Raw genomic sequence first — 25346 nt, forward strand, 5'->3', positions numbered from 1 at the left:
TAAACAACCTCTATTAGATGCCAGATCGATGTCTTTCTCCTATTGTATAGGAAGGATATCACACTTGTTCACTGTTTCTGTAAAAAATGGTGCAGTTCTGTTCTTACGACTCACCTTACCTCTGAGGTGAACTTGCGTAATTGTATCATTTTATATCCACTCTCATCACATATCGTCCTCGCCCGTGAATATACTTAATTACCGACAGGCCAAACTGTGCCGCGTAATCAATGGGGGGTGCCTACATGTCAAATTCACACCAGCCTTACTCGTTCGTCGTGTCGAAGGAAGATTGGTCGCTTCACCGCAAAGGGTACCAGGACCAACAGCGCCATCAGCAAAAGGTGAAAGATGTCATCAAGCAGAATCTGCCTGATCTGATTACGGAAGAAAACATCATCATGTCTGATGGAAAACAAATCATCAAGGTACCAATCCGCAGTCTGGATGAGTACCGTTTTGTGTATAACTACCAGAAGCAAAAACATGTCGGTCAAGGAGACGGTGACAGTCAGGTCGGAGACGTCATCGGTCGGGATCCCTCTGCTTCGCAGAAACCCGGCAAAGGTGAAAAAGCTGGCGATCAGCCTGGTCATGATATTGTGGAAGCCGAAGTTAGTATTGAGGAATTGGAAGATATGCTCTTCGCTGAGCTGGAATTACCCGATCTGAAGCAGAAAGACAAAGACCTGATTGAGACACATACGGTAGTTTTCAACGATATTCGCAAAAAAGGCATGCAGTCCAATATTGACAAGAAACGTACCATTCTGGAGAATCTGCGTCGCAATGCAACGACCGGTACACCAGGCATCCATCACATCAGTCCGGATGACCTGCGCTACAAGACATGGGAAGACAAAATCATTCCACAATCCAATGCCGTTATTATTGCCATGATGGATACATCCGGGTCCATGGGTTCGTTTGAGAAATACTGTGCGCGCAGCTTTTTCTTCTGGATGACCCGTTTTCTACGTCGTCAGTATGAGAAAGTTGAGATTGTTTTCCTCGCCCATCATACGGAAGCCAAGGAAGTAACCGAAGAAGAGTTCTTTACCCGTGGCGAGAGCGGAGGCACCATCTGCTCCTCTGTATACATGAAGGCGCTCGATATTATTGACAGTAGGTATCCACCTTCCAGCTACAACATCTACCCTTTCCACTTCTCTGACGGGGATAATCTGACCTCGGATAACGAACGGTGTGTGAAGCTGATCGGTGAGTTAATGAAGCGTAGCAATATGTTTGGATACGGCGAAGTGAATCAGTACAACCGCAGCAGCACACTGATGTCGGCTTACCGTCATATCAAGATGGATCAGTTCATGTATTATGTGATCAAAGAAAAAGGCGAAGTGTACAAAGCTTTGCGCAGCTTTTTCCAGAAACGGGAAGGAGGCAGCGTTAGATGACAGATGAGATCCGCGACCTAGAATACGCTATTGCCGAGATTATGGAGATTGCCAATGGTTTTGGTCTGGACTATTACCCCATGCGGTACGAAATTTGCCCATCGGATATTATTTATACATTTGGAGCCTACGGCATGCCGACCAGATTCAGCCACTGGAGCTTTGGCAAAACATTTCATAAGATGAAAATGCAATACGATTTTGGACTCAGCAAAATTTATGAGCTTGTCATCAACTCCAACCCTTGTTATGCCTTCTTGCTGGATGGAAATTCCCTGATTCAGAACAAATTGATCGTAGCCCACGTATTGGCACACTGCGATTTTTTCAAAAACAATGCCCGCTTCTCTAAATCCAACCGTAATATGGTCGAAAGCATGGCCGCTACGGCGGATCGGATCAGCAATTATGAGATGGAATACGGAACGGAAGCGGTTGAAGCATTTATCGATGCCGTGATCGCAATTCAGGAACATGTGGACCCACAGCTGATTAAACCCCGCCATTTGGACAAACAACGCTACATGGAGATGAAAATGCGGGAGCAGCGCGGTGAGAAAAAACCACGGCCGGAAGGCCGCTATGATGATCTGTGGTCACTTGATGACGTGCAGACCGAAGAAGCACCCGCTGAAGGTATTCAGGTTCATCATTTTCCGCCTGAACCGGAGAAGGATGTCATGTGGTTTATTCAGGAATTCTCGGAAGTGTTGACCGACTGGCAACGGGATATCATGAGTATGATGCGTGAAGAGATGTTATATTTCTGGCCACAGATGGAAACCAAAATCATGAACGAAGGCTGGGCATCCTACTGGCATCAACGCATTATCCGTGAGCTCGATCTGAACAGTGAGGATACGATCGAATTTGCCAAACTCAACTCCTCCGTGGTGCAGCCATCCAAACAAAGTCTGAATCCATATTATTTGGGACTGAAGATCTTTGAGGATATTGAACGGCGCTGGGATAACCCAACCCGTGAAGAACAGGAACGTTGGGGCCGCAAACCAGGGCAAGGTCGTGCCAAAATGTTCGAGGTGCGTGAATTCGATTCCGATACCTCCTTTATCCGCAATTACATGACCAAGCAATTAACCGAGGATCTGGACCTCTACGTATTTGAGAAAAAAGGCCCGGACTGGAAAATCACCGACAAGTCCTGGGAGAACATACGGGATCAGCTCGTATTTTCACGTGTCAACGGGGGCTCCCCTTACTTGGTCGTGCAAGATGCTGATTATCTGCGGACAGGGGAACTCGTGCTCAAACATCAATATGAAGGCATTGAGTTGGATCTGAAATATATGGAACGCACTCTGCCCTATCTGTATCGCCTCTGGGGACGTACCGTACATGTCGAGACACGTGTCGAGGATAAACCGATCTGGTTTACGTATGATGGCAAGAAACACCATCGCAAGTTTATGTAAGGTTTTCAATTATCATTATAGGAAACGACAAGAAATAAAAAAAGCAGCAAGTTCCCGACATACACGGGGACTTGCTGCTTGGCATACATAAAATTAGGATGGTGCCGGCGGTGTACCATTACCCTGCAATCGCAGCGGCACAAAAAAATCATGCTCCACTTCACTTGCCGGCAGTGGGCGACTGAAATAATATCCTTGAATTTCCCGGCAGTCATTCTGCATCAGAATATCCAGTTGGCCTTTCGTCTCAATGCCTTCCGCAATCACTTCCATCTTGAGATTCTGTGCCATCGATATAATGGTCGCCACAATGGCTTGATCGCTGTGACTCTCTGTAATGTCCGTCACAAACGAACGATCAATCTTAAGCTTGTGAATCGGGAAATGCTTCAGATAACTCAGTGAACTGTATCCCGTACCGAAATCATCCAGGCTGATCTTGACACCCAGTGCTGTCAGTTCATTAAGAATCGCCGTGGATACGGCTGCATCCATCATCATGCTCTCTGTTATTTCCAACTCCAGATATCGGGCATCCAGCCCTGTCTCCAAGAGTGCATTCTTGACCTGTTCTACCAAGTTGGATTGGTGGAACTGCTGGCTGGACAAGTTAACCGATACCGGAATGAGTGGTCCGCCACTGGCATGCCAGAGTTTCATCTGCCTGCATGCTTCACGCAGCGTCCAATTGCCAATCTCATAGATCATGCCTGTCTCTTCTGCAAGCGGGATAAACACATTGGGTGCGAGCAGACCTTTGAGTGGATGGTTCCAACGTATAAGAGCCTCCACACCAATCATGCGGCTATCCTCGGTACGAATCTGTGGTTGATAGTACAGGACCATCTCATCGCGTTCCAACGCTTTACGAAGATAACCCTCCAGCTCAATGCGTTCATATAGTTCCGAATCCAGTTGGGCAGTGTAGAATTGGAAACCATTTTTGCCGTTTTTCTTCACTTCATACATGGCGGAGTCCGCATGTTTCAGCAAAGCATCCACACCCACTCCATGATCCGGATACATCGCAATTCCAATGCTGGCGGTTACGTAAAAGTCATTCTCCTTCAGTCGATAAGGTAACTGAATGGCTTCAACAATCTGTTTTGCAAGTTCTGCCACTCTTACTTCTGTCGCTTGACCCTGGGTCACAACGAGTGTGAACTCGTCCCCGCCCATCCGGGCCAGCATGACATTCTCCATAGCCAAGGGATCAGAAGCTTCTATGGCTTTCATGATCCGGTTGCTCACTTCTCTTAGAAATACATCTCCAATGGAATGTCCCAGCGAGTCATTAATCATCTTGAAACGATCTATATCCATCACCATAACGGCAAAAGAGTTCCCTTTTTCTGCTGAATCGTTAATCGTACAAGCCAGCACATCATCCAACTTGCGCCGATTGGGCAGCCCCGTCAACGGATCATGCAAAGCTTGGTGACGAATCTTCTCCTGAGCCTGTTTCTCCTCCGTTACGTCTTTGATCAAAATGTGACTTCCCACATGTCTGCCATCAATGACAACAGGAACTACAACAATACTAAGGTCCAGAAGTTCACCCTGCACATCTCTCATTTTGGCCATGTAGTGCGCCTGCTCCAGCCCATGATCATCCCAATCGATGGAATCAAATTCACTTATCCACTCTATATCGATTTGCTGAGCGATCTCATCAATGGAACGATCCATGACCTCTTTTTCAGGATATCCAGTGATTGTTGTTACAGCAGCATTAATCCCTTTAACAATACCTTCCTTGTTCACTGAAATAATAGCATCCGAATGGTTATGATACAGGGCCTGATACCATTGCTCATTCTCATGAATCCGTCGATCTTTCTGTGACATTCGCTGATTGATAAATATGCCAAACAACGTCAAGCCCAAAGCAATAAATGTGCCCGATGCGATCAAGTAGGCGAGAATACCTGGCTCAATCTGCATACCTGAACTTACCATCGAGCCATGTGAATGATGGAAATGTGCTGCTGACATCCCGGTATAATGCATGCCAGAGATTCCAATACCCATAATGAGACCGCTGCCCATCTTGTAAACCCAGGTATGTCTTGATTGATGATAACGGAAGAAAAACATGAGCCACAATGCCGCAAATGAAGCAAGCGCTGCAATCAGAATAGATAACACCACTCTGCCTGGTTCATACGTAACCGGAATTGACATCGCTGCCATTCCCACATAATGCATCGAGCTGATCCCTGCCGTCATCAGTACTCCAGCAATCATGAGCTTGCTTATCCTGCCCGATTGTCTACCCGCAATGTTCAAGGCCACCCCCGATGCGACAATAGCAAGTAGAACAGATAAAACAACCTTACCGGTGGAATAGGAGACTTGCGTAGGCAGAACAAAAGCTAGCATACCTACGAAATGCATGGACCAGATTCCCAGCCCCATCGATACTGCACCGCAGGTAAGCCATACATTCCTCGCCATCCCGTTAGCCTGACTTACACGGCCTGCAAGGTCAAGGGCAGCGTATGAAGCTAACGATGCAATAATATAGGATAAAATAACAAGTTCTAAGTTGTACGTGCCATGTAGGTGCTCCACTCACTCTGTCCTTTCAACCGGGAAATGCCTTGTATGTATGCAAAAATGTAAAAAAGAAGCGAGTGCGCTGTCTGGATGACAGGCACTCCCTCCGCATCATTTGACTCGTGACAACAGACTTAGTTGAAGCCGTTGTCATACATTGGAACCCGTTTATATGAATGTATATAGTCTAAACGTCCCAGCCTTTAAAATCAACACTTATTTCCAGATATACAATGTTGAATAACTAACATTCTCATATTCTAATTCACAACTAAATATTCTATTTACGAGTCAGTAACAGACTGCCGAAGCCGGAAGTATCTTGATAAGAATTACCTGATGAATCACTCCAGATGGACACACTGCTTCGCTTGCCATCCCCAGCGCCATCATCATTAACTTGAAGGTCAAACCCAATCCATCTTTGCCCTTCAGCACGAACGCTGTCTAGTGGGATTGCCACTTCAACTGTATAACCTCCGCTTGTTAATCGGGTAGCTGATTTGAAACTTTCTTTCCGTGCATTTCCACCAAAAGAAGCCTCATTATCAAAATTGACCCGGTACTGGGCGTCATCCTCCTGATAGAATGTTGTCTGATCTTTGCTCGGGTCGATAAAAATCTCGATTGAATCCTGCTCATGTGCATTAGAACTTAATTTGCTTCGCAAAGGATCTTTCACATCTGCCAATACGTACAGGTATTTCTCATCCCATAACAGCTGTGCAGTCGCCGTTGCACCGGAGTTTCCGACCACCCAGACATCCGTTTTAACAGATGCAGCCTTTTTCCAGACGTTATCCTTTTTTGCATCAATGACAGGTTTGCCATAAGTGACCTTGGTTTGTTTCAAGACAGAACCGAGCTTCAGTTTGCCCCGGTTGGCTGGTTTGTCGGGCTGTTGATTGGAAATATCATTCCAAACAATGGTCGCTGTCTTTCCAGCAGCATGTTCATCCGTAATCCGAAAATCCAGAGACAAGACCTGGCCTTCGGTAAGTAAAGCAGCTGACATAGGCAGTGATGCGTATACAACATACCCGGTTTTTGTCTCCTGTACGTTGTAAGTATTTTTATCTTTGCCTTTAGCGCCATCCCGTTTAAATGTATATTGACCATTTGCAGACGGCGGATTTTTCTTCTTGGCAGACAGATCAGCCTCAGAAGTTGCAACGCCTGTCCCCTTGACTTCTTCCGCGAGGAAAACCTGCACCTGATCCCCTTTGCGACGTGTGGTATCCTTCACTTCCACTCGTAAATTCACCTTTTTGGCATCCCACATCATACGAGCCTCACCCGTAACCGCAGATGTACCATCTGCCAGATGATTAATTTCGAGTCCTTTCACAGCACCCCAAAGAATATCTTCCTGTCCTTTGTGATTCGGGAAAGAAGGGCTGGCCTTCAATGCTGTCCATTCATTACGATAGATCGGAAGGGTGGTAGGGTCCACCAGTGCCCAAAATGCCGGTTTTGCTTTTAATTTACGATCAAATAACAATGGTGCATCTTTGCGTCCTTTGACTGGATGATTGTCAAGCCATGTACCATCATCCGCAAGTCCCCAGACTGTAACACTGTCCATTACGCCGCGTTTTCCCAACTCGTCGAACAGGTCGAACAGTTCACGATAACGGTAAGCTTGTTGCAGCATTAATTCATCTGTGACAGGCATCTCCAGTTCAGAATTACTCGAATAGATCGAAACGTCCAGCTCTGTAACCTGTACATTTACACCAAGAGCGATCACTTTCTCAAAAGCCTCACGAATGAGCTTTACATCCGGTCCGTACATGGATACATGCATCTGGAATCCAACTGCATCAATCGGTGTTCCTTTGGCAAGCAGCTTCTCTACAAGCTTCACCATATCATTCACCTTGTTTCCATTGCCCTCCATTCCATAGTCATTAATCACCAGTACAGCATCGGGGTCAGCCTCACGTGCATAACGGAAAGCCAGCTCAATGTAATCACTGTCATCTCCGTCGCCATCTACATCCCCAATAATATCTCTCCACTTGGAATTACTGGCCTCATTCCGCAAGCCGCCTCCGTCTGAGATGACTTCATTGACGACATCCCATGTATGAACCTTTCCTTTGTACCGGGTCACGATGGTTTGAATATGGGTTTTCATCCGCGCAAGCAACTGTTCCCGCGTGGCAGGTTTCGATGCATCATTCGGATCTGTAAAGAACCAATTCGGCACCTGACTATGCCATAACAGCGTATGACCTCTGATTTCCATGTCATTTGCTTCGGCAAACTTCACCAGGCGATCTGTCTCTGACCAGACAAACTCTCCTTCCTTGGGCTGCATCGCATCCATTTTCATAAAATTGTCCGCTGTAATACTATTAAAGTGTTTCGTCAACAACTGGGAATGCTGGTTTTCCGCGTCTAGTGCAGACTGGTTGATGGCAGCTCCCATTGCGTAATTTTGTCCCACGATATCGACCAGATTCGGAATATCCTTCTCAATTTCAATTTTCTGAGCAGCCGTAATCAGAACATCATCCACGTAAAATGAAATCGTATCTGCCGGCGTCACTTCCGCTGACGTCTTCCATGGTGTCTCCACATACATGCGGAATCCGGTGATGCCACTATTTTCTTCGGGAATCACCACATCGGCCTCGACTTTTTTCCACTGTCCTTTGTTCAAGGTAGCGGAGGCAAAGGTAGCATATTCAAGACTCGAAGCGTCTTTATTGTATTCTTTCTCGAGTGCACCGTTAAGGACCTGACTGTCCGGCCCTTCATCGTACATGGCCCAAAATGAAATATGAACTGTGCTGCCCTTCTGTACATGATCCAGCACTTCAACTAAGGGTCCATGGAACGTTTCGGTACGTGAAGAGGTTCTCAGGCTGCGTGTACTGTCATGACCTACTTGCGTTACGATATCAAGCTTTTCACTTGCACGTGGACGCCATTGTCCCAACACACCATCTTCAAAATCAGCCTTGAACAGTACTTCATCATCGCCAGTCTTAACGTCCGCTGCCGAAGCACGTGTCCCTCCTGTTCCCACACTTGGGAACAAACTGAAGATCAATACAGCCGACAAGCACAAGCTCCACCATTTTCTCAAATGCATCCGATCTCCTCCTTGGTTCGTTGTTTGTGAAGAATAACCTTTGCTCTGCCATGTGCCAGCCCTTTACAAGATCGTTATACAGGATGGATAGATGCAAATGGACAGAAAATTGTAAGCACTTTCATTATACGATTGCCAGTAAACTTTGTTTACCCGTTAAACTATAGGACTTGTACCACTCCCTAATCCATATGTTTCCAAATGAGATATATAACGACAAAAAGCACAGCTTATTAGCTGTGCTTCGTGTAAACATCTTTACTATTTACGTTTTTAAGCTTTTAAAGGTGCTGTCGTCTGACGGATGACCAGATTGGAAGGTTCCGTCACCACAGGAGGAGAATAAGATGGATTCTCGATCATGGCAATCAGATATTCAATGGACTTAATGCCAATGGAATAGATATTCTGATTCACCGTGGTCAACCCCGGTTTGAATACCTCAGCATAATACGTGTTATCGAACCCGACAACCGAGATATCTTCTGGTACACTCAGTCCATGCTTTTCAATTTCATGAATCGCACCAAAGGCAGACATGTCTGATGCACAGACAATTCCCGTTGGTTGATCCTGAAGTGCCAGCAATCGTCGGGCAGCCTTGCTTCCCCCGTCGAAGGAATAATCGCAGATCTCCAGATATACCGTAGAATACGGGATGCCGCATTCTCGCAGCCCTTCCCGATATCCTTCCAATCGCAGATTGGCTACAGCAGGTCCAAGTGTCCCTGAGATATAGGCAATTTTGCGGTGCCCAAGCTCATGCAGATGTTTGACACCCATCGAGATCCCGTTCGCGTTATCCGTAGTAATGTAACCGGCACGTTTGCCCAACATGTCCGTATCAACAAACATCGTTGGAATCTCTGCATCCACCAGTTCCTGAATACTCGCGTTTTCTCTGCCTTCCCCGAATACTACTACGCCATCCACATTACGACTGCGGCAATGTTTGATGAACGAGTACGCCGGATCATCGAATCGAGTAGACAACCGGACCAGGTCATATCCACTGTTCTCCAGCGCTGTCTTGATCCCTTCCAGCAACTCGGACACAAAAGGGTTCGTAAACGGAACCGTTAACAGTACTCCCACCGTCCATGAACGGCGTTTGACAAGTCCACGTGCGACCACATTGGGTTGATATTTCAATAATTCGATGGCTATATTGACTTTTTTGCGTGTTTTTTCACTTACATCAGGATAATCGTTTATCACTTTGGAAACGGTTGCAACAGATACTCCCGCTTCCTTGGCTACATCATGGATAGAAGCCATCTGATCACCTCAACCTCTTTCAAATCCCCTGTCTCCGGCTGCATTTTCTATAACATCGGCAGGTTTGTCTACCCATTATAGCTTAAAACAGCCTGAAACGGTATGGAAGGTTCCTAATGCTTTTAAGCTCTATTCCTGCTGTTCCAGTTTCTTCAAATCCAGAGACAGTTTCTCCATTGTTGTTGCAAATACAGCGAGTTCAGCCGAGCGTGAAGCTTGGCTACGTGCCCCTCTGGAAGTATGATCCGACTCCTGCTGCACACTGCTCAGTTTCTTCATGATCTGCTCCAGATTAGACTGAATTTTACCCTGGGCATCCCGGGAACTGGCTGCAAGCTTGCGCACCTCACTAGCGACTACTTCGAAGCCACGTCCAAACTCTCCTGCATGAGCAGCTTCAATCGCTGCGTTCAGGCCGACAAGATGACTCTGATCCGATATCTCGCGAATGAGTTCACCCATTTTTCCGATCTGCTGGATCTCTCCTGTTAATTCGGTAAGCATAACCTGAGCCTGATCCTGAGAAGCCGCTGTTTCTTTGGCTACACTTGATATCGCCATTGCACTTTCATTTAATTCACTAATCATGCCTGTAAGCTCTTGGGTAATCTGCGTAATTGCCTGTAATGTATGTTGTTGGTCATCGGCAAGCTGATGTAACTTTTCTTTTTCTTTCTTCTCATAGGCTTCAAGGACAAGCTGTGAATCCAGATTAAACATTTTGCTGAGCGCTTGAATGACAAGATGCCAGGAATCAGGGATAACCTGTTGGAATATGCTCGTTGCAATATCCAGGTAGACCATATAGGTACCCAGATAATAATCTTCAGACAGACCAATCCGTGAATGCACAAGTCCAATCGCAATCCGTTGCTCAATATATGCGTCGTCCACGATTCCATCCGTCATTGATAACCAGTACATCTTCTGTGTTTCTTTTAGACGATCAATGGTAGAGAATCGAGCGATCAGATCTACCAATTCAGGATAATTCCCCACATGATTGTAGAAATGATCCACCACTTCATTAACGACTTTTTTAAAAACAGGCCGATGATCGGCAAGCAGTTTTAGATCCCCTGCGGTTAATCCCATGTAATCAAGTTGCTTCTGTCTTGTTGCGGAAATACTGCTCATATCTGGTTCAGTCAGCTCCTTAATAAACACTAAATTACTTTAAATTGTAAATATATGTATTGATTATAGACTAAAATACCTAAATATACATATACCATTAGAACTAATTCTCTTTAAAATTAACCTTATTTGTCAGCTTTTTAGACTAATATGACCTTCATGTAATTAAAAAGGCCCTGACCCTGCTGTGAAGGAGCCTCACAACAGGCATCAGGAGCCTGATCCGGAATGGTTCGTTGCCGATTAGCGATTAAGCAGACTACCCACATAACGTAACAGTTCATTCGCGCTGGCTGCGGTGTATCCATGTTCCTCAATTAAACGTTTAATGACTTCATTCATACGTTTCAATTGTGTTGCATCCGGTGTTTTGGTTGAGGTTGTGATCTTGACAATATCTTTCAGATCGGTGAACAACTTTTTCTCAATCGCTTCACGCAAACGGTCATGGCTGCTGTATTCGAACTTGCGCTCCTTGCGGGAGTATGCCGAGATTCGGATCAGAATCTCTTCTCTGAACGCTTTCTTTGCATTCTCGGAGATCCCGATCTGTTCCTCTATGGATCGCATCAGACGCTCATCCGGGTCCATCTCTTCATCCGTGAGCGGGTCACGCATCTTGGACCAGTTGCAAAATGCTTCAATGTTATCGAGGTAATTCTCGAATAACGTTCTTGCGGATTCCTCGAATGAGTAAACAAATGCTTTCTGCACTTCCTTCTTGGCCAGTTCATCATACTCCTTGCGTGCAAGAGCAATGAAATTCAGATAACGCTCCCGCTCTTCCTTCGTAATCGAGGCATGTTGGTCCAGACCATCCTTGATCGCCCGCAGAATATCCAGCGCGTTAATGCACTGAAGATTTTGCTTAATCAAAGCACTGGAGATCCGGTTAATGACATACCGTGGATCAATGCCGGACATCCCTTCATCCAGATACTCATTTTGCATCTCGCGCAGATCAGCTTCTTTGTATCCTTCCACTTCTTCACCATCATACATGCGCATTTTTTTAACGAGATCCATGCCTTGTTTCTTCGTTTCCTTCAAGCGGGTAAGTATGGAAAAAATGGCTGCAGTCCGCAGTGCATGCGGTGCAATATGAACATGCTTCATGTCACTTTGCTGAATGAGCTTGGCATAGATTTTCTCTTCCTCGGATACCTTCAAGTTGTACGGAATCGGCATGACAATCATCCGGGATTGCAGTGCCTCATTCTTCTTGTTGGAGATAAAAGACTTATACTCCGATTCATTCGTATGCGCCACAATCATTTCATCCGCACTGATTAAGGCAAAACGTCCTGCTTTGAAATTTCCTTCCTGCGTGAGCGACAGGAGATTCCATAGGAATTTCTCATCACATTTCAACATCTCCTGGAACTCCATTAACCCACGGTTCGCCTTGTTCAACTCCCCATCAAAACGATAGGCACGTGGATCGGATTCGGAACCAAACTCCGTAATGGTGGAGAAGTCGATACTCCCCGTCAGATCGGCAATATCCTGTGATTTCGGATCGGATGGACTGAACGTTCCTATTCCCACGCGATTATCTTCGGAAACAATGACCCGTTCCACCGGTACCTTGCTGATATCACCACCATATTCGGTACGGAGTCTCATCTGGCAGGATGGGCAAAGGTTACCCTCAATACGGACTCCAATTTCCTTTTCCACTTCAGGACGAAGCTCCAGCGGAATCAAATGCAGCGGTTCCTCATGCATCGGGCATCCATCAATGGCGTATATGGCACCTTTCTCTGTCCGCGAGAACTGTTCAAGCCCCCGCTTCAGCAGCGTCACCAGCGTCGATTTCCCTCCACTTACAGGACCCATCAGGAGCAAGATCCGCTTCCGTACATCCAGACGGCGTGCAGCCGAGTGAAAGTATTCTTCAACCAACTTTTCAATCGAACGGTCCAGCCCAAAGATCTCCTGTTCAAAAAACTTGTACCGCTTATGCCCACCTACTTCTTCCACCCCAAACGATTCAATCATCTCATACACTCTGGCGTGAGCCGTCATTGCCGGAGTCGGGTCCTCTCTCAGCAGTGCAATATAATCTTCAAATGTTCCGTTCCATGTCAAACGGTCACTCTCTGCCCGATGTTCCGCAACGCGTTCAAAAATATTCATGCTTGGTACCTCCCATGGCTCCTTTAGTGTGATTGTCAACCATTCCGAATGGTATGAAGAAATCAATAGAATTGCGGCTCCTGCTTGAATACCAATCTTGCGGTCCTGTGTTGTCCCGCCACCCTCTGTCCAAACGTCTTGTTTTGTTGTGAAAAGTGTATTACATACCTATGCGGCAATTCGGATAAGTTGACCTCTTTTTTTTCAATCAAGCGCTTCGAATTTTGGCTTTTCCCTGTTCTATCAGACATCTTGTGCCTTCAGAAAAAAAAGAACGAATATGATATAATGAGGGTTCTAAATTCAGGAAACCGGACAACACATGGTCAGAGACAGGCCACTTCTGGAAAGGAGCACGGACGATGGCAGTGAAATACGAAACCGAATTATATTCGCCTGTGAAGGCTTTTTTCGAGCAGCGTGGCTTCGACGTCAAGGCGGAAGTCAGACATTGTGACCTCGTCGGAGTCAGATCAGACCAGGACGAACCACTCATTGTGGAGATGAAAAAAACATTTAACCTCTCCCTGTTGCTGCAGGGCATGCAGCGCTTGAAACTTAGCCCGTTCGTGTATCTGGCCGTCGAGCGCAATCGCAGTAAGCGCGGAGCCGTAAACCAACGCTGGAGCGAACTGACCGCACTATGCAGACAGCTCGGTCTGGGGCTGCTGACTGTCACATTTTACAAAACCAAAGCTCCCCTGATTGATGTATTGTGCGAGCCCTCCGCCCTGATCCCCCTCACTGGCCCCAATCAGGTTGCCCGTAAAAGCGGTGTTCGGCGGAAACGATTGCTCAAGGAATTCGACGAACGCAGCGGAGACTACAATACGGGAGGCAGCACACGAAGACAGCTGGTCACAGCATATCGTGAGAAGGCTTTGCGTGTCGCATCCGCTCTACGGACGAACGGAGAAGCCTCTCCGGCCAACCTTGCCAGACAGACAGGCGTAGGTTCTGCCGCAGCAATTCTGCAAAAAAATTATTATGGCTGGTTTGAACGCCTCTCCCGTGGAAAGTATATTCTGACGATTAAGGGAGTACAGGCGTTAACCGAGCATGCACACATGCTTGAGGATAATGATATGATTGAACGAACCATTAATGAACTCGATGTAACGTATTCTGTATCTGGTGAAAATAAGGACGACCTTGCACACATCGCTGAAACAGCGGAGCAGTACTTAAAAAATACAGGCCATATCTGATATGGAATCATCTGAAGTAACGGATGTGAAAAAAAATGAGAAGGCAAAAAAACACCTGTAATCTCCACTGGAGACTACAGGTGTTTTGATGTGTTCTATATAGAAGATTGTTATTAGAATTTTACTGCTACTTCGGAAGCCAATTTCAGACCTGCAGTAACGATTTCTTCAGCACGATCAGCAGAAGCATTATGTCCTTCAACGATAACCACTTCAGGGTTTTGAATGCCCCACAAGCCGAGAACTGTTTTCAGGAAGTTCAGGGACATTTCAGCAGCTGCCATTGGGCCTTCGGAATAAACGCCACCACGTGCGTTAAGCAAAGCTACTTTTTTGTCGCCAGCAAGTCCTACAGGACCTTCAGCAGTGTATTTGAATGTTTTACCAGCTTGGCTCAGGTAAGCAATGTAGTTTACCAATGGAGCTGGAACAGTGAAGTTCCACAGTGGGAATGCAAATACAACTTTGTCAGCTGCCAGGAATTGATCTTGCAATTGTGCTGCAAGTGAAGCTGCTTTTTGCTCGTCAGCTGTCAGTTCAAAACCGTTTGCTGCTTTGTAAGTACCTGTGATTGCAGTGTTACCATAGAATGGGAATTCTGTATTGTAGAGATCCAACTCAGTAACAGTGTCACCTGGGTGGGACTCTTTATATGCGCTCAAGAATGCATCGTACAATTTGACGCTGACTGCTTGATCTGCAGGACGGTCGTTTGCTTTAACAAATAAAATATTAGACATGTTGAATTTTCCCCCGTTAGATAAAATATATGAGTGCTTTTCCTGAACCGGCCACCATTGTAGCTTATATAAAGAAACCAACAACTCATTAATTCATATTATATATAAAAATGTTAGTGGATGCAATAACGTAATCACTTTGGTCATGAACCAATTTTAATTTTTGCTACAAAATCTATTTTTGATCTGACTTAGCTACGAGCCGTAAATTCGGAAATGGCTTCAGTGATCAGGTTCATGCCAAGCAGCAATTCATCCCGGCCTGGGTGGCTAAAGTTCAATCGGATGTAACGTTGATCCTGTACACCTGTGGAGCATAGTGATCCAGGAAGAAAAGATACACCTTTGGGCAAAGCCGCCTTAAGCAGAGCGCCACTATCCAATCCTTCAGGCAACTGTACCCACAGATACATTCCACCCTCAGGGATGTTGTACTGACACCCTTTCCAGCCAGGTCTTTTCAACAGTTCAAGCATCAGTTTGAGTCTTGTCTTATACTCCCGATTCAACATCGATAGGTGATCACTCCAACGAAAAGGGGAATGGGCAAGCAATTGATATAACAGCCGCTGATTCATCGGACTGGACTGACCATCTGCAATTCGTTTAACCGAGGCCATTGCCTGAATCAGCGCCGGATGTCCAGCGGCCCATCCGGTTCGAAGAGCGGGCGCTACCGTTTTGCTAAATGAACCAATGTAGAGAACATGTCCACCCTGATCGGCAGTATCCAGTGCAAAGAGTGAAGGATATTTACGATAGAATTCCGTTGGCTCAAGGCCATCGAAATGGAGCTCACCGTAAGAATCATCTTCCACAAGCAGTACACCATAGCGTGAACACAACTCAAGGACAGCCTCCCGCCGCTCCATACTCCACAAAGCACCGGTCGGATTCGAGAAACTGGGTGCAGCAAAAAGCAGCTTCGGTCTAACCTGCTGCATGTGATGCTCCAAAAGGTCTGGCAATATGCCGTCCCGATCACCCATTACGGGCACAATCTTGGCTCCTTGCATCTCCAGAACCTCAAGACAGCCTGGAGATGTGGGATGTTCAACCAGTACAGAATCTCCTGGCTCAAGCAATAGGCGCATCACCAGATCGATGGCCTGCTGGGTACCAGTGGTCAACAGAATCTGCTCGGGTACCGTTCGTATGCCTTTGCGTGCATTCCAGTCTTTGTTCAACCACTCTCTTAGGGGTGTGTAGCCTGCTGGCTCTCCATATTGCAATGCGGAGGGGCCTGAACTAAAGACAGACACGGCTGCTTCTTCCAACAATTTGAAAGGAAACAACTCCTCCGCAGGCAATTCTTCTGCCAGAGAAATGAAATAATCCCTGCCAGACATCTCACGTATATCCCTCAGTGGTGATGACAAAAGCCTGTTGGTACGGGAAGCAAAGAAATATTTCATCGATCCGTTCCCCTTTCATCCCTATTCCGAAACTGTACTCGCAGTCCGCAGCCCTACAACCTATTCCTGCTCGCCATCGAATATGACCGGATGCATACCGAACTGTTGTGATCAGGGGAAGAACAAACCTGTTTCGTCAGGATCCCGTCTTCACTTGTCTTGCATGCAAGGCATAACGTTCAATGGCCTGTGCTCTACTGTTTACTTCCAGCTTCACGTATATTTTACGCAGGTAATTATCAATGGAACGTCTGCTAACGTTGATCTCATTCGCTATTTTATCATAGGTTACACCCTGAACAATTCTTTCCATGATAAAAGTTTCGGTTTCTGTTAATTCAATGACACGTGCTTCTGTCGGAGACTCCACAGGTTGCGCCCACTCCGCACTGTTTAACCACGACAATGGAATGGACACATGGCCCTCACGCAATCCAGAGATCAGATGAATCAGCTGGCTAGGGGAAGCCTGTTTGGATAACATGCCGCTTGCACCAAGGCTCATCAGATGACGAAACAGCTTCACATTGTCTTCATCCGTCAAAATAATGATGTGACTGTGAGCTGACAGATTCTTCATCTGGGCAATATATTGATCTGCCTGACCTTCCGGAAGACGATAATCCATTAGAATCAGATCAGGCTGGTGAATATTCACCAGATCGAGCCCTTCTGTTCCGGTCGAAGTCATACCACGTACCGTCAGATCTTGCTGCTCTTCCAAAATCAATTTTGTACCGAGCATGCTGGTGGGGTGGATATCTATGATGACCACCTGCCATACTTTTTTCATTGTTGTTCCCCCTGTTATGTATTGGACAAATAACTTTTAAATTCTGTCATGATGATTTCATCGTCTATGCGACAATCCGAGTATAGAAGAAGCATAGGTCGGATTATGTCGAAAAACAGAAAAATACAGGAGGAAGCCGATAAAAAAGCTCTATTTTCACTGTATTTTGTTATAAAAACACCATGACGTCCATCTTTCCATCCCCGGAAAGGTCAAAATATAGTATAAATTTCCTGCATTTCTATCTAAAAAAGTCGAAAAACCTGCCCAAAGTTCCTACTTATTGCATCTATAAGAAATTGTATCCTAGGACTTCCTTCCGATGCAATCTCTTTTTACTCTATTAAGTAAAGAATTTCATTTTTGCGTAATCAATAGGGGCATGATAGAATGAGGACTGGAAATTTTTTTGTACCTATAAATGACCAGGAGTGATGATATGAAACCATCTGACCCGTCCTCTGACATCCATCACACCCGGAGCGCCAAAGGCAAGGCTGGATCTTCAATCAAACTGTTTCTGGTAATGTGGATTGTTCTCATTGCACTAGGAGTCGTTGGAACCTACTATTATAGTAACCATCTCCAGCAACAGATGATTAACCAGCTTCAAGCCCATAATCAGCAGCAGATTGCAGCGCTAAAAACCGACTATGAAAATCAGCTAACAACGATATCAAAGGAAGTAGAAGACCTGCAGGGACAGGTTCAATCCTTCAATGAATTGCTGACTTTCACCAAGGATAATGCAAGTGACAAAACGGATAACAGCAACAAACTGTATACCCAGCTGAGCGAAGTCAAAAAACAACTGGAGACACTCCAGAAAAAGATGGACCTGCTCAAATGATTACACCCGTCAAACAGGTTAATCGTTTTTTTATGCTTGCACTCGCTCCTTTTGTTGGATTGATATTATGCCTGCTGCTGCTTCGTCCTCCACTTGAACCCGGAGGTTTGATGCCTACCGAACTGTCAGAGGATACGATTACACCCCGGACCCAAGCAATTAGCCAAGAGCTTGCGGGGGCAAAAGATGCTGCTGTCCAGACTTCTTCTTCTATTAAAAGAACGACACAGCTCTATAATAAAACAACAAGTACGATGTCTACACTTGTGCAGAAGGCTTCCACCCAAGCGGATCGTCCGGAAAAGATTTACAACAACCGGATTTCATCCAAGCTTGGCGTTCCATTTGAACGGGTAGACAGTGACCGGCTAACGATTGAAATGTACAGGATGAATCCTGGTAGCTATAAGGGCTATGCCATGAAGATCAAGCTAAAAGACCCTACTGCCATGCAGATGGCTCTAGACAGTGAACCTGGGCGTTCTGAGACGACCATGCAGGCTGTGAAGCGTAACGGCGCAATTGCCGGGATTAACGCAGGTGGATTTGCTGACAGTGGGGGCAAACGTTATCCACTTAGCACAACCGTCATGGACGGGAAGTACGTGAACGGTTTCCAGGCCAGTTTCAAAGATCTGTTTTTTGTTGGACTTAACGATACCGGCAAACTGGTTGGAGGCAAGTTCTCCGACAAAAACTCACTGGATCGCCTGCAACCACAATTCGGGGCTACGTTTGTTCCGGTGCTGCTACAGAATGGGCGGAAAACCCCAATTCCCGACAAGTGGAAAGTATCACCCAAACGAGCACCACGTACAGTCATTGGCAATTATAAAGATGATCAGTTATTGATTATTGTAGTTGACGGATATAATGAGGGCGGAAGTTCCGGTGCTACCCTAGAAGAGTTGCAAGGGCGGTTGTACAAGCTTGGAGTGATTGACGCCTATAATCTGGATGGCGGTGGATCATCCTCGCTTATTCTGAATAATCGGGTTGTAAATAACCCTTCAGATGGCAGCCTCAGACCGGTGCCCACACACTTTTTATTTTACAAATAATAGGGTGAAGCATTTCTTTTCTACCTATAATGGTTATAATAGAAGAAAATGAGCTTGTGCAGGAGGTGCGAAGGGCATGTCATTTTCACTGACATTCTGGATTATTGCAATCGTATTGACTCTCTTCATTACAGGCATTCTCACTTCATCCTACAACAATGACAAAACAAAAGGCTTGTAAAGGCCAAGCCTCTCTCCGGAGAGGCTTTTTCTATTGCTTCATCCTCGAAATAACAAGAGACAAGGCTTAAAAGAATGATTCGATTCTTCTAAGCCTTGTCTCTTGCTGTATTCGGGATCAATAGCTAACCGCCCGGTCATTCCGCATAGATATAACAGAATCAGACAGAATAGGCCCACTCACCGACCCACCCTCAACTAATGTCACATAAATTCGTTCATGATCAACGGGTTCTCCAGCAATAATTTTGATCAATTGTTCAGCAGCGAGTGATCCCCACTTGCGCTTGGAATAATCAATGCTCGCCAATCTCGGCTGGACGTATTTGCTCAATTCAATATTGTCGAATCCGATGACATCAATCTCTTGACCAACGCCAAGTGCACTGTCTGCCAGACGATCACACAAGCCAATAGCCATCTCATCATTGAGGCAGAATACCGCTGCGGGTCCATCATACACCTGCACAATCTGATCTGCGGCTTGTTCTCCACTACTCTTCTCAAAATCTCCCGTGATCTCAATCCATTCCACATCGGCTTCACGTTCCGCAACCTGTCTCACAGCCTTTAACCGCTGCACAGAGTCAAACGAACCTTCCGGTCCTGTCACCACATAGATTTTCTTATGTCCCTGTTCAATCAGATGTTCCATCGCAAGTGTCGCCCCGGCTTTATTATCCAGCAGAACCTGATTAATGTTGGGATGATCCATCTCACGGTCCAATACAACGATTTTGTGCCCACGATCGGCATACTGCATTAGTTCCTCACTTGCAAACGTATGATCCAGAATGATCGCACCATCAATCATTCTCTCTGGAAGCATGCGATGGGATTGTTTACCACTGCACACGATCAGGTCATAGCCTTGAGCATTACATACGGCTTTCATGCCACTCAGCAAGTCTCCATACACATCTCCTCTAAAATCGGTCAAGAATACACCTAGAATTTTGGATTCCCTCTTCTTCAGTGTTCTTGCTGCGGCATTTGGAACATAGTTCAGTTCTTTGGCAATGGCCAAAATTTTGGAACTCGTCTCATCGGTCACTTTGTTGCTGCCATTCAGCGCATATGACACAGTAGAGATGGAAACTCCCGCCTGTTTGGCGATATCCTTGATACTGACCACATTCTTCGCTCCCCTGTTATGTTCATCAGGCCTTCCATAACAAAAGGCCTGACACATTACTCTTTCCATTCACCGGATTAAACAAGTCTGAATGATTTCTTCTGAGTATCCCGACTGTTTGCACCCACAAGAATATGGAACTCACCTCGATCACTGCGGTGGCTTAAGTCGGAATGGTGATATCGAAGTTGTTCTTCATTTAATGTAAATGTGGCTGTACCACTCTCGCCTGGCGCCAGTGCAAGCTTCACATATCCTTTCAGCTCACGCATAGGACGAACGACTTCACCCGTTACATCACGAACGTACAACTGAACGGTCTCCACGCCTGCGCGCTCACCCGTGTTTGTTACACGTACTTGAATGCTCAGGGACTCTTCGGCAGTCATCTCGTTACTTGACACTTCAAGATCACCATAAGAGAACGAAGTGTATGAGAGACCATAACCGAACGGAAGCAAAGGTTCATTCGGGCTGTCAATGTATTTGGAGACATAACGTTCTTCCGTCTTCTCCGGGTTCAGTGGACGACCTGTATTGAAATGGTTGTAATAGACCGGAATCTGACCTACGGACTGCGGGAAAGACATCGTCAGACGTGCAGATGGATTCACTACACCTGTCAGAACATCTGCGATCGCCGCTCCGCCTTCACTGCCTGGGAACCAGGCTTCAAGAACCGCATCCGATTCATCGATTACACCATGCAGATCCAATGGACGGCCGTTGAAAATAACGCTGGCAATCGGTTTTCCCGCTGCTTTGAGCTGTTTAACCAATTCCAATTGGGCTGCTGGCAGACGAATATCCGTGCGTGAGCCACCTTCACCACTCATCTCGGAGTCTTCACCAAGAGCAAGGACAATCAGATCTGCTTTGCTTGCCACTTCCAGGGCTTCGGCAATCTGCTCAGCTGTAATCGTATGAACATTACTGCCTTGAGCAAATTGAACTTTCCCACCCGTCAGGCGTTCTTGCAGAGCTGTTCCCAACTTAACTGCATCTTCCTTAACTCCTTCGCAGGACCACCAGCCCAAAATATCAGGACTCTGTGCAAAAGGACCAATAAGGGCAACATTAGCGTCAGGTTGAAGTGGAAGCACGCTCTCATCATTCTTCAACAGGACAGCTGATTTCGTTGCCAGTTCATACGATACCTGACGGTGCTCTTTGGAGAATACAATCTCACGTTCACGTTCAGGATCAGCTGCACGAAGTGGGTTATCGAACAATCCCAGCTTTTCTTTCAGTTGCAGAATTCGCAGAACGGCTTCATCAATGAGCTTCTCATCCACTTCACCACTCTCAATCAGTTCAGGCAAATGATGTACATAACAAGGTGTCATCATCTCCATATCTACTCCTGCGCGAATGGCACGATATGCCGCTTCACGATCATCTTCTGCAGCACCATGCGCAATCATCTCGCGAATGGAAGCCCAATCCGAGATTAATACACCATCAAAGCCCCACTCGTCACGCAAAATGCCGCGCATTAACTTCTCATTGCCACTTGCCGGAATACCGTCAACCGTATTGAACGAAGTCATGACCATTTCCACGCCCGCATCCAACGCTGCTTTGTACGCTGGCAAATAGTACTCACGCAGGTTACGCTCAGACATGTCCACCGTATTGTAATCCCGACCACCCTCAGCCGCTCCATAAGCCGCAAAGTGTTTAACACAGGCTGCAAGACGATCTGGCTCATCCTTCAAGCTGTCGCCCTGATATCCACGTACAAACGCAGCCGCGAACAAACTGTTCAGATAAGGATCTTCTCCTGTCGTTTCCATCACACGGCCCCAGCGCGGGTCACGAACCAGATCCACCATAGGTGCAAAGGTAACATGCAAACCGGATACAGCTGATTCACGTGCTGCAATTTCAGCACTTTTCTCAGCCAGTTCTGTGTCCCATGAACAACCGATCGCCAGTGGAATCGGGAAAATGGTTTTGAATCCATGAACTACGTCAGCCATGAACAAAAGCGGAATGCCCAAACGGCTTTTTTGCATATAAGCTTGCTGTACATCAATGATGGCCTGCGCACCGGACAACCCCAGAATGGACCCACTGGCATCCACGGACTGCTCCGTAATCCCCATCTCTTCCATCGGCCCTGTGATCTGACCTTCAACATTTGTTCCTTCATAAAAGTTGGCAGTCAACTGAAGAAGCTGAGCTGTTTTTTCCTCCAACGTCATCTGTTTTACCAGGTCTAACAACTGCTCGTTATTCATCTGATCGTATCCTCCACTACAAGTTGTTGAAATAAAGAACCCGGCTGCGTTCGGGGAGAGACCGCGCACCGGGTTCAAAATTAATTACTGAATGATTACTAGAATTTATCGTTTAGCTCATCCAGATAAGGTTGAACCAGGGACATTTTACTGTTTACCCATTCTTTCCAGTTTGCCTCTAGATCTCCGTTTTTGAGGATCAAGTTGGCATATTCATTCTGGTAGTCGAATGAAGCCTGACTCTTAGCTTTGGAATCGTACAGGTTGACATCCCAATCGTATGGTGCAAGCGATTTGCCTTCTGTACCAAGTTTTGCTTTTTCTTCGAACAATTTCACGGCTCTATCACGGTAATCTTTTTTGATTGCAGGGTTTACAACACTGAAGTCGTCACCAAGCAGATACAGACCTTCGAAACGTGCTGGATATTTATCTTCCAATACCGTTCCTTCTGGCAACAAGCTAACGAGTTCGTTGTTTTCATCATATTTCCAATCTTTTCCTTCAAAGCCCATGTTGATGAGCAACTGTCCTTCTTTTGTTGCGGAGTAATCGATCAGATCCATGATCCGTTCGAATTTCTCGTCACTAATCTCCGGATTGAAGATCAATGCAGACCAGAAGTTGGCTTGTTCCATGTTACGGTATTTACCGTCATCGCCTACTACGATTGCTGTGTGTACCAGTTCATCACTATCTACACCCAGATTTTTTTTCATATCGGAATCCAGACCTTGTCTGTACGAAGCCAGTCCGCCCAGACTTGTTACAGCAGCTGTACCTGTTACTTTGAAGTTGTTTTGACCTTCATTGTTTTTCCATGTGTAGAACTCAGGATTGAGCAGTCCATCTTTATAGGCTTTTTGCATCAATTTAAGTCCTGTCAGCGTTTCAGGATCTGCTGGTCCCCAGTGGAATTGGCCATCTTCACCTTTGTAGAACGGAGAGTCAGTCATGGCATGCACACTGTTTGGCATAATCATGTTTGTCATGGCATCTGCCGCATTGTAGGACAGAGGTACAAGTTTGTTACCCACTTTGCCTGGATCTTTTTCTTTTACTAGTGCAGCATATTCGTTCAATTCGGTCGTTGTATAAGCATCTTTCAGTTCAAAACCAACCGCTTCAGCCCAGTCTTTACGTAGCGCAATGACACCAATTTGGTTCGTGAGTGGGTCAGCCGGTTTGTTTTCGAAATAGATTGGTCTAGGCAGGACATATGTTCCACCTGTCAATTCTTCCAACTTGTCTCCAAGACCCGTCAAATTGTAAGCTGCTGCCACGTTAGGCCAGCGTTCTTTCCAGTCATCCGGGAATTTGTAGAACAAACCTTGTTCAATGCTGTTAATGGCATCGCCATGTACGTAGTTCCATACCGCTACATCCGGCAAGTCGCCAGAGTTGATCCACAGACGAAGTTTCTCGCCCCATGAATCCCAATCGATATAGTTGTAGTCCCATGTTAAATTAAATTTGTCTGTCCAGAACTTGTGGAAGTCATTATCCAGGTTCCCGTTTTTGATTTCTGTCAGGTTAGCTACAGAGATGGTCAGGTTGTCTTTGTAATTTCCCTCTGCATCTTTTTCGTTACCACCTGAAGCTCCTTGACTGGAACAAGCGGTCACCATCAGCATAACTACACTAAGCGTGATGGCAAAGAGAGCTCTTACTGACAATTTTTTGTTCGTTTTCATGTTTTACCCCCATGTTTTTAGTAGAATTTTTTTGCAAAATCCTATACGTATATCAGGTCTTGATTGCCCCTGTTAATACCCCTTTGGCAAAGTGTTTTTGCAGCATTGGGAAGAAACACATAATTGGTACCATGGTGACAAATACCGCCGCCATCTTCATACCCATTGAGAAGTTGCTTGCCTGGGCAGCATCCACACTGGATGCATTGGATGCATTCGTCGTAGATGTCACGATAATATTTCGGAGTACATTCTGGAGCGGTAACTGATCCGCTTTTCGAAGGAATATCATCGCATCATACCAACTGTTCCAGTAAGCCACACCGTAGAACAACGTGATTGTAGCCATAATTGGTGTAGCCAGCGGAAGAACAACGGAGAACAAAATTCTCCACTCTCCTGCTCCATCCAGTCTCGCCGATTCCATTAGCGATTCAGGCAAGGTGTAGAAGTAGTTCATCATTAGAATCATGTTAAACGCACTGAAGCTTCCCGCCAGGATAACGGACCACAGCGTACCTGTAAGATGAAGTGATTTCATGATCAGGTACAGTGGTACGATACCACCATTAAAGATCATGGTGAACAGTACCAGGAAAAAGAGAAATTTCTTAAACGGAAATTTGTTGCGACTAAGGCCATATGCCATGCTTGTTGTCAGGAACAAGCTGAGTGGCAAGCCGATAACTAGCAATATAATTGTATTTTTGTACCCCGTCAGAATCGTTCCGTCAGCGAACAATGCCTTGTAGGAATCCAATGTCCATTCTTTAGGGAACATCAAAAATGGATTGTCAGCATATTCTTTTTGTGTTGCAAACGAGATCATGATGACATTCCAGAATGGAATCAGGATCATCAGGGCAAGCACTAGTAATACGGCGAAAATAATGTAATCGAGAAGTGTCATTTTTTCTGTACCAATTCTCGGTTTTTTGTTAGCTTTCTTGCTCATCTCATTTT

17 protein-coding genes are annotated in these 25346 nt (G+C 45.9%); 5 read left to right on the forward strand and 12 right to left on the reverse strand.

Translation table 11 applies throughout. The annotated features are described in order from the left end of the window. Positions 1–245 precede the first annotated feature (245 nt). Both yhbH and PAEAM_RS26560 read left to right on the forward strand, forming a co-directional pair. Positions 246–1415, forward strand: coding sequence for a sporulation protein YhbH (gene yhbH / locus PAEAM_RS26555; RefSeq protein ID WP_036609998.1), 1170 nt, complete (start codon positions 246–248; stop codon positions 1413–1415). Next, positions 1412–2848: a SpoVR family protein gene (locus tag PAEAM_RS26560; protein ID WP_076252399.1), complete on the forward strand. Its 1437-nt coding sequence runs from the start codon at positions 1412–1414 to the stop codon at positions 2846–2848. Before yhbH ends, PAEAM_RS26560 begins: the two co-directional genes overlap by 4 nt. Before the next feature lie 93 nt (positions 2849–2941). Here the strand turns inward: PAEAM_RS26560 and PAEAM_RS26565 are convergent, their stop codons facing one another. From PAEAM_RS26565 to PAEAM_RS26585, 5 genes are all read right to left on the reverse strand, one after another. Further along, positions 2942–5422, reverse strand: coding sequence for an EAL domain-containing protein (locus PAEAM_RS26565; protein ID WP_100529487.1), 2481 nt, complete (start codon positions 5420–5422; stop codon positions 2942–2944). Positions 5423–5687: 265 nt separating this feature from the next. After that, complete coding sequence (locus PAEAM_RS26570) at positions 5688–8510, reverse strand: endo-1,4-beta-xylanase (RefSeq protein ID WP_100529488.1); 2823 nt, start codon at positions 8508–8510, stop codon at positions 5688–5690. Positions 8511–8783: 273 nt separating this feature from the next. Then, positions 8784–9788 carry a LacI family DNA-binding transcriptional regulator gene (locus PAEAM_RS26575; protein ID WP_017689571.1) on the reverse strand — a complete coding sequence of 335 codons (1005 nt, stop codon included), beginning with the start codon at positions 9786–9788 and terminating at the stop codon, positions 8784–8786. 129 nt (positions 9789–9917) lie between these two features. Further along, positions 9918–10925 (reverse strand): globin-coupled sensor protein, encoded by a 1008-nt coding sequence (locus PAEAM_RS26580; RefSeq protein WP_076318323.1) that lies wholly within the window; start codon positions 10923–10925, stop codon positions 9918–9920. Between the two features lie 243 nt (positions 10926–11168). Further along, on the reverse strand, positions 11169–13064 hold the full coding sequence (locus tag PAEAM_RS26585) for a PrkA family serine protein kinase (protein WP_036669848.1): 1896 nt from the start codon (positions 13062–13064) through the stop codon (positions 11169–11171). A 362-nt stretch (positions 13065–13426) separates the two neighbouring features. Here PAEAM_RS26585 and PAEAM_RS26590 point away from each other — a divergent pair, with 362 nt between their 5' ends. Beyond that, complete coding sequence (locus tag PAEAM_RS26590; protein ID WP_100529489.1) at positions 13427–14272, forward strand: DUF2161 domain-containing phosphodiesterase; 846 nt, start codon at positions 13427–13429, stop codon at positions 14270–14272. A 113-nt stretch (positions 14273–14385) separates the two neighbouring features. Here the strand turns inward: PAEAM_RS26590 and PAEAM_RS26595 are convergent, their stop codons facing one another. From PAEAM_RS26595 to PAEAM_RS26605, 3 genes are all read right to left on the reverse strand, one after another. Continuing rightward, the gene (locus PAEAM_RS26595; protein WP_036610012.1) at positions 14386–15012 is read right to left on the reverse strand and encodes an FMN-dependent NADH-azoreductase; all 627 of its coding nucleotides are present in this window, start codon (positions 15010–15012) and stop codon (positions 14386–14388) included. Positions 15013–15203: 191 nt separating this feature from the next. Continuing rightward, positions 15204–16427, reverse strand: coding sequence for an aminotransferase-like domain-containing protein (locus PAEAM_RS26600; RefSeq protein WP_100529490.1), 1224 nt, complete (start codon positions 16425–16427; stop codon positions 15204–15206). Between the two features lie 136 nt (positions 16428–16563). Further along, the gene (locus tag PAEAM_RS26605; RefSeq protein WP_100529491.1) at positions 16564–17220 is read right to left on the reverse strand and encodes a response regulator transcription factor; all 657 of its coding nucleotides are present in this window, start codon (positions 17218–17220) and stop codon (positions 16564–16566) included. A 439-nt stretch (positions 17221–17659) separates the two neighbouring features. Here PAEAM_RS26605 and PAEAM_RS26610 point away from each other — a divergent pair, with 439 nt between their 5' ends. Together PAEAM_RS26610 and PAEAM_RS26615 are read left to right on the forward strand one after the other, a co-directional pair. Then, positions 17660–18070 carry a uroporphyrinogen-III C-methyltransferase gene (locus PAEAM_RS26610; protein ID WP_051447152.1) on the forward strand — a complete coding sequence of 137 codons (411 nt, stop codon included), beginning with the start codon at positions 17660–17662 and terminating at the stop codon, positions 18068–18070. Then, the gene (locus PAEAM_RS26615; RefSeq protein ID WP_100529492.1) at positions 18067–19131 is read left to right on the forward strand and encodes a phosphodiester glycosidase family protein; all 1065 of its coding nucleotides are present in this window, start codon (positions 18067–18069) and stop codon (positions 19129–19131) included. The genes PAEAM_RS26610 and PAEAM_RS26615 overlap by 4 nt, the downstream gene beginning before the upstream one ends. Positions 19132–19429: 298 nt before the next feature. Here PAEAM_RS26615 and PAEAM_RS26620 read toward each other — a convergent pair whose 3' ends face one another. The 4 genes from PAEAM_RS26620 to PAEAM_RS26635 form a co-directional block, all read right to left on the reverse strand. After that, positions 19430–20446 (reverse strand): LacI family DNA-binding transcriptional regulator, encoded by a 1017-nt coding sequence (locus PAEAM_RS26620; protein ID WP_100529493.1) that lies wholly within the window; start codon positions 20444–20446, stop codon positions 19430–19432. Positions 20447–20523: 77 nt separating this feature from the next. Continuing rightward, entirely contained in the window at positions 20524–22689 is a 2166-nt protein-coding gene (gene bglX, locus PAEAM_RS26625) for a beta-glucosidase BglX (RefSeq protein WP_100529494.1), read from the reverse strand. A gap of 98 nt (positions 22690–22787) precedes the next feature. Then, positions 22788–24383, reverse strand: a complete 1596-nt coding sequence (locus PAEAM_RS26630; protein WP_074094322.1) for a type 2 periplasmic-binding domain-containing protein — start codon at positions 24381–24383, stop codon at positions 22788–22790. Positions 24384–24435: 52 nt separating this feature from the next. After that, positions 24436–25338, reverse strand: a complete 903-nt coding sequence (locus tag PAEAM_RS26635; protein ID WP_036610027.1) for a carbohydrate ABC transporter permease — start codon at positions 25336–25338, stop codon at positions 24436–24438. Positions 25339–25346 lie beyond the last annotated feature (8 nt).

It is taken from the genome of Paenibacillus sp. GM1FR, assembly GCF_002803315.1.
In the GTDB taxonomy this organism is placed as follows: domain Bacteria; phylum Bacillota; class Bacilli; order Paenibacillales; family Paenibacillaceae; genus Paenibacillus; species Paenibacillus amylolyticus.